The sequence below is a fragment of the Algibacter sp. genome (genome assembly GCF_049667265.1).
Lineage (GTDB): Bacteria > Bacteroidota > Bacteroidia > Flavobacteriales > Flavobacteriaceae > Algibacter_B.
Map to the genome: position 1 here is coordinate 1 of NZ_JBATHX010000226.1, position 8,551 is coordinate 8,551.

General features: G+C 34.9%; 11 protein-coding genes. 2 read left to right on the plus strand and 9 right to left on the minus strand.

Going from position 1 to position 8,551, the window contains the following annotated elements; translation table 11 throughout:
* Positions 1–286 (plus strand): hypothetical protein (locus WBN21_RS08350; RefSeq protein ID WP_424199263.1); only part of this gene is annotated, 286 nt, incomplete at its 5' end.
* 37 nt (positions 287–323) lie between these two features.
* Here WBN21_RS08350 and WBN21_RS08355 read toward each other — a convergent pair.
* Genes WBN21_RS08355 through WBN21_RS08385 form a run of 7 tightly spaced genes read right to left on the minus strand, consistent with a single transcriptional unit; the run spans position 324 to position 5,763 of the window.
* Complete coding sequence (locus WBN21_RS08355; RefSeq protein WP_424199265.1) at positions 324–899, minus strand: electron transport complex protein RnfA; 576 nt, start codon at positions 897–899, stop codon at positions 324–326.
* A gap of 3 nt (positions 900–902) precedes the next feature.
* Entirely contained in the window at positions 903–1,505 is a 603-nt protein-coding gene (locus WBN21_RS08360; RefSeq protein ID WP_424199267.1) for an RnfABCDGE type electron transport complex subunit E, read from the minus strand.
* A gap of 5 nt (positions 1,506–1,510) precedes the next feature.
* Complete coding sequence (locus WBN21_RS08365; protein WP_424199269.1) at positions 1,511–2,095, minus strand: RnfABCDGE type electron transport complex subunit G; 585 nt, start codon at positions 2,093–2,095, stop codon at positions 1,511–1,513.
* Between the two features lie 2 nt (positions 2,096–2,097).
* On the minus strand, positions 2,098–3,102 hold the full coding sequence (locus WBN21_RS08370) for an RnfABCDGE type electron transport complex subunit D (RefSeq protein ID WP_424199271.1): 1,005 nt from the start codon (positions 3,100–3,102) through the stop codon (positions 2,098–2,100).
* A 1-nt stretch (position 3,103) separates the two neighbouring features.
* Entirely contained in the window at positions 3,104–4,432 is a 1,329-nt protein-coding gene (gene rsxC / locus WBN21_RS08375) for an electron transport complex subunit RsxC (protein WP_424199273.1), read from the minus strand.
* The gene (locus tag WBN21_RS08380; protein ID WP_424199275.1) at positions 4,425–5,327 is read right to left on the minus strand and encodes a Fe-S cluster domain-containing protein; all 903 of its coding nucleotides are present in this window, start codon (positions 5,325–5,327) and stop codon (positions 4,425–4,427) included. The genes rsxC and WBN21_RS08380 overlap by 8 nt, the downstream gene beginning before the upstream one ends.
* A gap of 7 nt (positions 5,328–5,334) precedes the next feature.
* A complete protein-coding gene (locus tag WBN21_RS08385; RefSeq protein ID WP_424199277.1) occupies positions 5,335–5,763 on the minus strand; it encodes a SoxR reducing system RseC family protein in 429 nt (142 codons plus the stop codon).
* Between the two features lie 230 nt (positions 5,764–5,993).
* On the opposite strand from WBN21_RS08385, the gene WBN21_RS08390 reads away from it, so the two are divergent.
* Positions 5,994–6,323 carry a ferredoxin gene (locus WBN21_RS08390; RefSeq protein WP_424199279.1) on the plus strand — a complete coding sequence of 110 codons (330 nt, stop codon included), beginning with the start codon at positions 5,994–5,996 and terminating at the stop codon, positions 6,321–6,323.
* 186 nt (positions 6,324–6,509) lie between these two features.
* Here the strand turns inward: WBN21_RS08390 and WBN21_RS08395 are convergent, their stop codons facing one another.
* Positions 6,510–7,304, minus strand: coding sequence for a DUF1853 family protein (locus WBN21_RS08395; protein WP_424199281.1), 795 nt, complete (start codon positions 7,302–7,304; stop codon positions 6,510–6,512).
* A 140-nt stretch (positions 7,305–7,444) separates the two neighbouring features.
* Positions 7,445–8,551 (minus strand): T9SS type A sorting domain-containing protein (locus tag WBN21_RS08400; RefSeq protein ID WP_424199283.1); only part of this gene is annotated, 1,107 nt, incomplete at its 5' end.

Consider the following 8,551-nt stretch of genomic DNA (forward strand, 5'->3'; position numbering starts at 1 on the left):
ACCTGAAAGTGGCAACCATATACTTAATGTATTTGAAAATGATGAGGTATCCATAATCAGGAAATACAATATGAATAAGAATGATTTAGATTTTATCATCGATAAAATTGAAAAGAATAGCCAACAGAAAAGTCAAATTATAACGAAATTATACCGGCATTCAGAAAATGATTTCAATAAATTGGCGAAAGAAATAGGTTTTAATATTGAATTCTATGGGAATCTAAAGAAACAACCTTTTAACCCTGATGAATCACCGAACCTTGTGGTTGTGCTAAAAAAGTAATACAGAATATAAAAAAGGAATACATCCAATACTTCTTTTAAACTAATGCCGTAAACCCTAAAAACGCTAAAGATAAAAGCCCCGCCACTAACAAGTTGATAGGCACACCTTTCATGCCTTCAGGAATGTTAGCCAATTCTAGTTGTTCTCTTATACTTGCAAAAACAATTAAAGCTAAACCGAATCCAATAGAGTTTGAAATTGCAAAAAACACAGCTTTTATTAAGCTACTATTTTCCAATCCTAATGCTAATATGGCGACACCTAAAACAGCACAATTCGTAGTAATTAAAGGAAGAAAAACACCCAACGCTTGATATAAGGGTGGACTTACCTTTTTTAGAATAATTTCAACCATCTGCACTAACGCCGCAATAACCAAAATAAACGTGATGGTTCTTAAATAGTTTAATCCAGCAGGCACTAAAATATATTCATGTAATAAATAGGTTACCGTCGTGGCAATAGTCATCACAAATAATACGGCACCAGACATTCCAATAGATGTAGATACTTTGTTTGAAACACCTAAAAACGGACATATCCCTAAAAACTGTGACAGTACAATATTGTTTACAAAAACAGCGGCTATAAGAATTAAAATATATTCCATGTGTTATTTTGTTTTAGATACTTTATTGAATAAAACAGATAAATATGCCAATGCGATAAATGCCCCTGGAGGCAATATGAAAAGTAATAACGTGTTGGCATCTTCTGATACGAAACGGAAATCGAATAGGCTTCCACTTCCTAATATTTCGCGTACAGCTCCTAAAGCCGTTAAAGCAATTGTAAATCCAATTCCCATGCCTAAGGCATCAACTATAGATGACACTAAATCATTCTTTGATGCAAAAGCTTCAGCTCGACCTAAAATCAAACAGTTTACTACAATTAATGGGATAAAGATTCCCAGTTGTTCAAATAGGAAAGGGATGTAGGCTTCTAAAACCATCTCTACAATGGTTACAAAAGAAGCAATAATGATAATAAATGCAGGAATCCTAACCTTACTTGGTATTTGCGATTTAATTAAGGATACCACTATGTTCGACATTAATAACACAAACAAAGTTGCGACTCCCATTCCCAAGCCGTTGAAAGCTGATGAGGTGACACCCAAAGTTGGACACATACCCAACAACATGACGAAAACAGGATTATCTTTTATAATCCCTTTTAAAAAGTTTTCCTTTTGAGTTATTTTCTCTGCCATGATATCTAATTTTCAGATTGGTTAGTTTCTACAAATACATCGTAAGCCATTTGAGCAGCTTCACCAAAAGCACGAGTGGAGATTGTTGCTCCAGTTAAGGCATCCACATCACCACCATCTTTTGTAGGTTTTAAATTAAATTCTGATGGTTTTTTACCTCTAAACTGTCTCATAAATTTTTCATCCTTCATTTTAGTTCCCAATCCTGGTGTTTCCTTTTGTTCGAGTACTACAATGTTTTTGATGCTTTCATCAGGATTAAACCCTACCATAATTTTCACTAACCCACTATAACCTTTTTCAGACGAACCAACAATGGCTGTTCCTATTGGTTGGTTATCAAAAGTTCCAGTATAAATTTCAATACTGTCTTTAGCTTTATCAGATTTAAGCATTAAAACTGCTTCAACAGGATTGTTATTAAATTCAGGTAACACTTGCTTTAAGGCGTTTACCTTTCTTTCTAATTTCGCTTTTGCTTTCGGACCTTCGGTAATATCATTTATAAAACCAAGAGATATGCCTGCAACAATTGTAATTACAAAAAGTGCAATAGTCATATTTAAAAAAGTGGATTCTTTTTTACTCATAATTACATGATTTTTGATTTGATTTGATTCCCAAATCGTCTTGGTTTAAAATACTTGTCTATAAGCGGTACAAAAGCGTTCATTATTAATATTGCGAATGATACCCCTTCAGGATAGGCGCCAAATAATCTGATAACTACAGTAATAACTGCAATACCAATGGCGAAAATTACCATACCTTTTTTTGTCATTGGACTGGTGACTAAATCGGTTGCCATATAAAAAGCTCCTAAAATGGCACCACCAGATAAAATATGAATTAACGGATTGGCATACAGCTCTGGATTTACCAACCAGAAAATTCCAGTCATAGCAGCCATAGTTACCAAAATAGTAACTGGAATATGCCAAGTAATTACTTTGCGTACAATTAAAAAGATACCTCCAAGAAGTAATGCCAATGCAGACATTTCGCCAATAGATCCACTTGTAATTCCGAGTAGTAATTCCATAGCAGAAGGTATTTTTTCGCTAATGCTGGACATGGTTTCTCCATACATAAGACCTTCTTTAATGATGCCTAATGTAGTTTCGCCAGTAACGGCATCTAAGGACAAATTATTCTCAACGGCAGTAGGCCACGAAGTCATTTGCACAGGGAAACAAACCAATAAAAATACGCGACCAACAAGCGCAGGGTTAAAAATGTTGTAACCCAAGCCGCCAAAAGAAAGTTTTGCAACCCCAATGGCAATTAAACTACCTACTATTATCATCCAAATTGGAAGTCCAGCGGGCAGGTTAAAGGCTAAAAGAATACCTGTTATGAGTGCAGAACCATCGGTTACGGTGATTTCAGTTTTTAAAAGATATTTTTGAATGAGATATTCGAATACAATACACGAAACAACAGCGACTGATGTGAGTATTAAAGCGCTTATCCCAAACACATAAATGGAAACCAAAAATGCTGGGATTAAAGCATAAAGCACATCATACATGACTTTTTTTGATGTTCTGGCTGAATGTACGTGCGGTGAGGCTGAAATAATAATTGGATCTGCCATATTAATTCTTTGTAGTGTTTAATTTTTTCACAATACTTTTTCCAAATCTTATATAGTCTAATAAAGGTCTGTGTGAAGGACAAACGTAGCTGCATGAACCACATTCAATGCAGGTCATAATATCTTCTGAAGCAGCACGTTCATATAAACCTTTTTCAGATAAATTCATTAACAGATGAGGTTCTAGTCCCATTGGGCAAACAAATACGCATTGGCCACAACGAATACAGTTTTTAGCTTCCTGCCTGCTAGCTTCATCTTCAGAAATAACTAAAATTCCAGAAGTTCCTTTAGTAACTGGTACATCGGTATTTTTTATGGCTTTTCCCATCATTGGTCCACCATTCACTATTTTTCGTGTGCCTTCTGGTAAGCCCCCAACTTCATCAACTAAATCCTTAATTGGCGTTCCGACTTTAACCCAAAAGTTTGATGCGTTTTCAATCTTTTTACCAGTAACTGTTACAACGCGTTCAATTAAAGGCTGATCGTATTGAACCGCTTGATAAATGGCGAAAATTGTTCCTACGTTGTGCACAATCACTCCAACATCCATTGGTAATCCGCCTTTCGGCACTTCGCGTTTTATAATGGCTTTTATGAGTTGTTTTTCGCTGCCTTGAGGATATTTAACCTGTAACGCGGCAACTTTAATTCTTTTGTCTGATTGAGCTGCTTGTTTTAATACCGCAATCGCATCTTTTTTATTGTTTTCAATACCAATAACAGCATCATGAATGTGTAAGGCATGCATCAAAATTTGAATACCAACAATAATCTCATCTGCTTTTTCAAGCATTAATCTGTGGTCTGCAGTTAAATAAGGTTCGCACTCCACACCATTAATAATCAAACAATCAACTTTGTTATCATTTTTAAGATCTAACTTAACATGAGAAGGAAATGTGGCACCTCCTAAACCTACAATACCAGAATCTGTAATGTGTTGAAGAATATCTTTTTGATTCATAGTTATCTCCTTTTTTAAAGGAAATTCTGGAACTTGAAGGTTGGACTCATCTTTTGGGTCGGTTCTTATTACGATACATTGTTTTTTGTAACCACTTGAATCAACAATCATATCAAGTTTTGTAACTGTTCCAGCAACAGGAGAATGTATGTTTGATGAAACAAATCCACCAGACTTGGCTATAACTTGTCCTATTTCAACTTTATCTTTTCTATCAACAATTATTTCTGAAGGAATCCCAATATGTTGGGCAATCGGAACATAGACAACCTTTGGTACTGGCATCCTTTTTATCGCTTTTGACGATGTAATCTTGTTTTCTGCAGGATGAATGCCACCTTTTGGGAATGTTTTAAGCATCTGTTTTAGGTTTTTCTGATTCTACATTCGGGTTAACCACAGCTACTTTTTCTGCTTCCGGTTTTTTCACCTTTTTTGGAGGGAAGTTGGTTTCTATTATAGAATGCGTCGGACAAACTTCTACACATTTTCTGCAAAGGGTACATGCTATAGGATCGATATAAGCTAGGTTGCCTATCATAACAACAGCATCTTTAGGGCAAATATCCTCACATTTAGAGCATCCTATACAAGCTACATCGCAAGCTTTTTTTGCAATACCGGCTTTATCTTGGTTTAAGCATCCAACAAATATTTTTAGGTCGCGCTTGTTACGCGGTCGCATTTCTATAATATCTCTTGGGCAAGCTTTTACGCAAGCTTCACAAGACGTGCATTTATCTGTGTCAATTACAGGTAAACCTGTGTTTTCATCCATATACATGGCATCAAAATCACATACAGCAACACAATCACCATCTCCTAAGCAACCATATTGGCAATCGGTTTCTCCGCCATAAACCATAGCTGAAATAGCGCAAGTTCTTGGACCTTGATATAGGGTTGTTTTTGGCCGAACATCACAACCACCTTGACAAAGTAATACGGCAACTGTTGGGTCTTTTTCTGCTACTTCTTTACCTAATATTTCCGAGACTTGCTTCATAACATCATTACCACCTACAGGACAGAATAGCTCTGAGATGTCATCAGTTGTAACAAGTTTTTCAGCAAAAGCTTTACATCCTGGCGAACCACAACCACCGCAATTGGCAGCAGGAAGTATGTCGTCAACCTTGCCAATTAAAGGGTCCTCGTAAACATAGAATTTTTTAGAAACGATATACAATACAATCGCCGCAATCGTTCCTAAAGAGGCTAGTAATAAAACACTATATATTATAGAATCAGACATAACTTAGTTAGGATTTTAATATGGACATTTTAAAGGCGCTTTTAATTGTGTTTTTAAAAAAATAGAGCATTAAATAATATGGCACTAAAACTATAAGCGACAATATTCCAGCTATCCATTCTTTTAAAAAACTAGATGCTATTATTAATGTAGAAAACATCAATATAAAAGGGAAAATATAAGCCCAAAACACGGCTTTAAAACCTAATGCTCTTTTTAGAACTACTTTTACCTGCTCGTTAATTTTATAAGAATCGTTACAATTTATAATTTCGACTTCTTTGGTGTTAGATTCTGAAATACCACATGCTGCTTTTGCACGACAAGAGTCGCAATGAATATTTTGTTCTAAAGAAACAATAACAGAGCTACCGGTTATTTTAGATATAACACCGGAATGAACAAATGTGTTTTTACTTGGTATTTCCGAACTCATAAATTATAATCTTATAAATTCATTGGATGAAATTAGTACATTTGCATAGGAAATTATATGATTTATGTCAGGTTTAAAAGGCACGATTATTGAAGTTACATTTCTATAATAAATACAAAATAGCAGGTTAAGGTACGTAAATGCTCAGGTTTCAATTAGTCTATTAAATCAGTAGGAATACTAGGTTTTTAAAACTTATTTACATATTTTTGCCCCTTAATTTTTTTCAAATGGCAGATATTACAATAAAAATAACAGATAGAGATGGTATTGCACACACCTTGCAAGCACCAACAGATATGGCAATGAACCTCATGGAGGTTGTAAGGTCTTATGAGTTAGCACCAGAAGGAACCATAGGAGTTTGCGGAGGTATGGCTATGTGTGCCTCTTGCCAATGTTATGTTTTAAGCGCAACAGATTTGCCACCAATGGGAGACGATGAAGAAGCCATGTTATCCGAAGCCTTTGATGTAAGAGATAATAGTCGATTGGGTTGTCAAATAAGAATGACCTTAGACATGGAAGGTCTTGAAGTAGAACTGGCACCAGAATGTTAGAATTCCTGTGTAGGCAGGAATCTCATAAAATTAATTTCAAAAGTTAAATTACCCTTTCTTTGGGCGTTACCCAAAAGGGTCGGGCTTTCGGCAGTCGCTTCCTCCTAAGTCGGCGAGCTTCAACAAATGCCTCAATCCCTAACGCGGGCGTACCGGCTAAAACCTGTTTTTTAACTATAAGAAGGGTCACCACCAAACCAAAAATAGTTTCTTTAATTCCCCATTTTTAAATTTCACCCAGCACAAAGCAGAATATTTTTCTTCAAAATAATGATGGGTTGCCAATATAAACGCATTAAAATTCAACCAGTTTACATTGGTATGCGGTAACACCAACCAATCTATTTTACTTGGAATGTAAAACTTACAATCTTCAAATTGATGCAATTCAGTTTGCTTAATATAAAAACCAGCAATACAATCCTTATTTAAAGTTTTTAATTCTATGTTTTGGTTAGAAAAAGGCAAAAACAATTGCGCTTTAAAATAGACTTGCTGATTTATGTTTTCAGCTTTTAAATTAAGTGCGTCCAAATATGGCTTGCAAACATCATGGTAGAGAAGTGGTAGCTGTTTGTCTTTAAGTTTTGTCAATTTCTCAATTAAAGAATCCTTACGGTTTGGACCAATAAAATGGTCTATTTCATTTTCACCAACAGTAGCATCATATAAGTAAAACTTGTAAATAACCTCTAAATGTATCGGTTTATTATTTTTAAGCAGCAGGCAATCTATTTCACCTAAAGTAGTTTTGCCTTTTTGAATTTGGATGTTTTCAGCTAAAACGGAGATGTTATTTTGTTGGGCTAATTCAAAAGAAACCAAGCGCTCAACATACTTTCCTAATCTAAGGTTTTCATCAAAATCAAACTCAATTTTATCAGAATCAGAACTGATTTCAAATTGCTGTAACTTATAAACAGCATCATCTTTCCATAAACAGGGTGTTTTTAAAAAGCCTTCGTATCTTTTTTGAAGCATATTTTTACTTTTGAACTATAGAAACTGCGAACGTTTAAATTAAAAAAATTTAGTCGTTCTTTTTTATAGCTAGTTCAGTTTAATAAAATAACACTTCAAATTTAAGATCTTGCCGTAGAATTTGCGCCTGAAAACTAAATTTATTCCTTAACTATTTTTCTAATGCTTTCTCCAGATGCTGTTTTTATTTTCACCAAATAAGTCCCTTGAACCAAGTTTTCTGTTGAAACTTCTCTGCTATTACTATGGCCTAAATAAGAAATTTGATGAATCAATCGTCCAGAAATATCATAAATGGTTACAGATTTAATGCCGTTTTCACCTTCAATAAACAGTTTGTTTTGTGCTGGATTTGGGTAAATAGCAATAATTGTATTGTCAAAATCTTTCTTACTTAAAGGGCTTTGAATAGCTGTTTGTGCATTGTTGGTAATAATGGGGAAATTATAATCAAAATAGATTTCTGCACCATTTTCAAAAATATCGCCTTCAACCAAAGTAGCTAATGTTTTAATTTTAAAAGCGACGTAACCATCATTATTGGCATCATCAAAAGGAAGATTAATGTCTTCAAATATAAATTCAACCACATTGGTGTTGGATATATTAGTAACCAAATCATGACTTGAATCTGTTAAGTATAAGGTCGATACATCAAATTTATCGGTATCAATAACATCCTTAACCACAACATTAATGGCATTTGCAGTTCCCGTATTTTCAAAACGAATCATGTAATGCACATCCCCACCAATTAAATCTGGTGTTATGGTATTGCCTTCTAAACAAGTTTTGTCATTAGGGTCGTAAGAGTTAACAACTGTTTGGTTTAAGGTAAACACATTGTCTTGGGGAGTTTCATCGCCAGTTGTTGGGTTAACCGTTGCGTTGAAAACCAATACATCATCGCCATTTACAGCTGGGGTTTCCATGGGTGTGTTGAGGTTCATGGTAAATAATATTTCACGACTTTCAAAAGGCATTAAATTGCTATAAATCCAGCTCAAATTATTTAATACCTGTGCATCAACTGTTGGGTCGGCACTTACAAAATCCATAACATCATCTTGAAACGTGAGGTCAACCGTTCCAGACAAGGTGGTTGTTCCTTTGTTTTTAAATACTAATTTATAATCGGTATCAAAACCAGGTCTTGCTGCTGCTATTGGTAAAATGGTAATATCTAAATCGTTATGTGTACCGTTTGGAGTAATGCAGAAGTCTTGGGTATATGGACTTGTATCAGT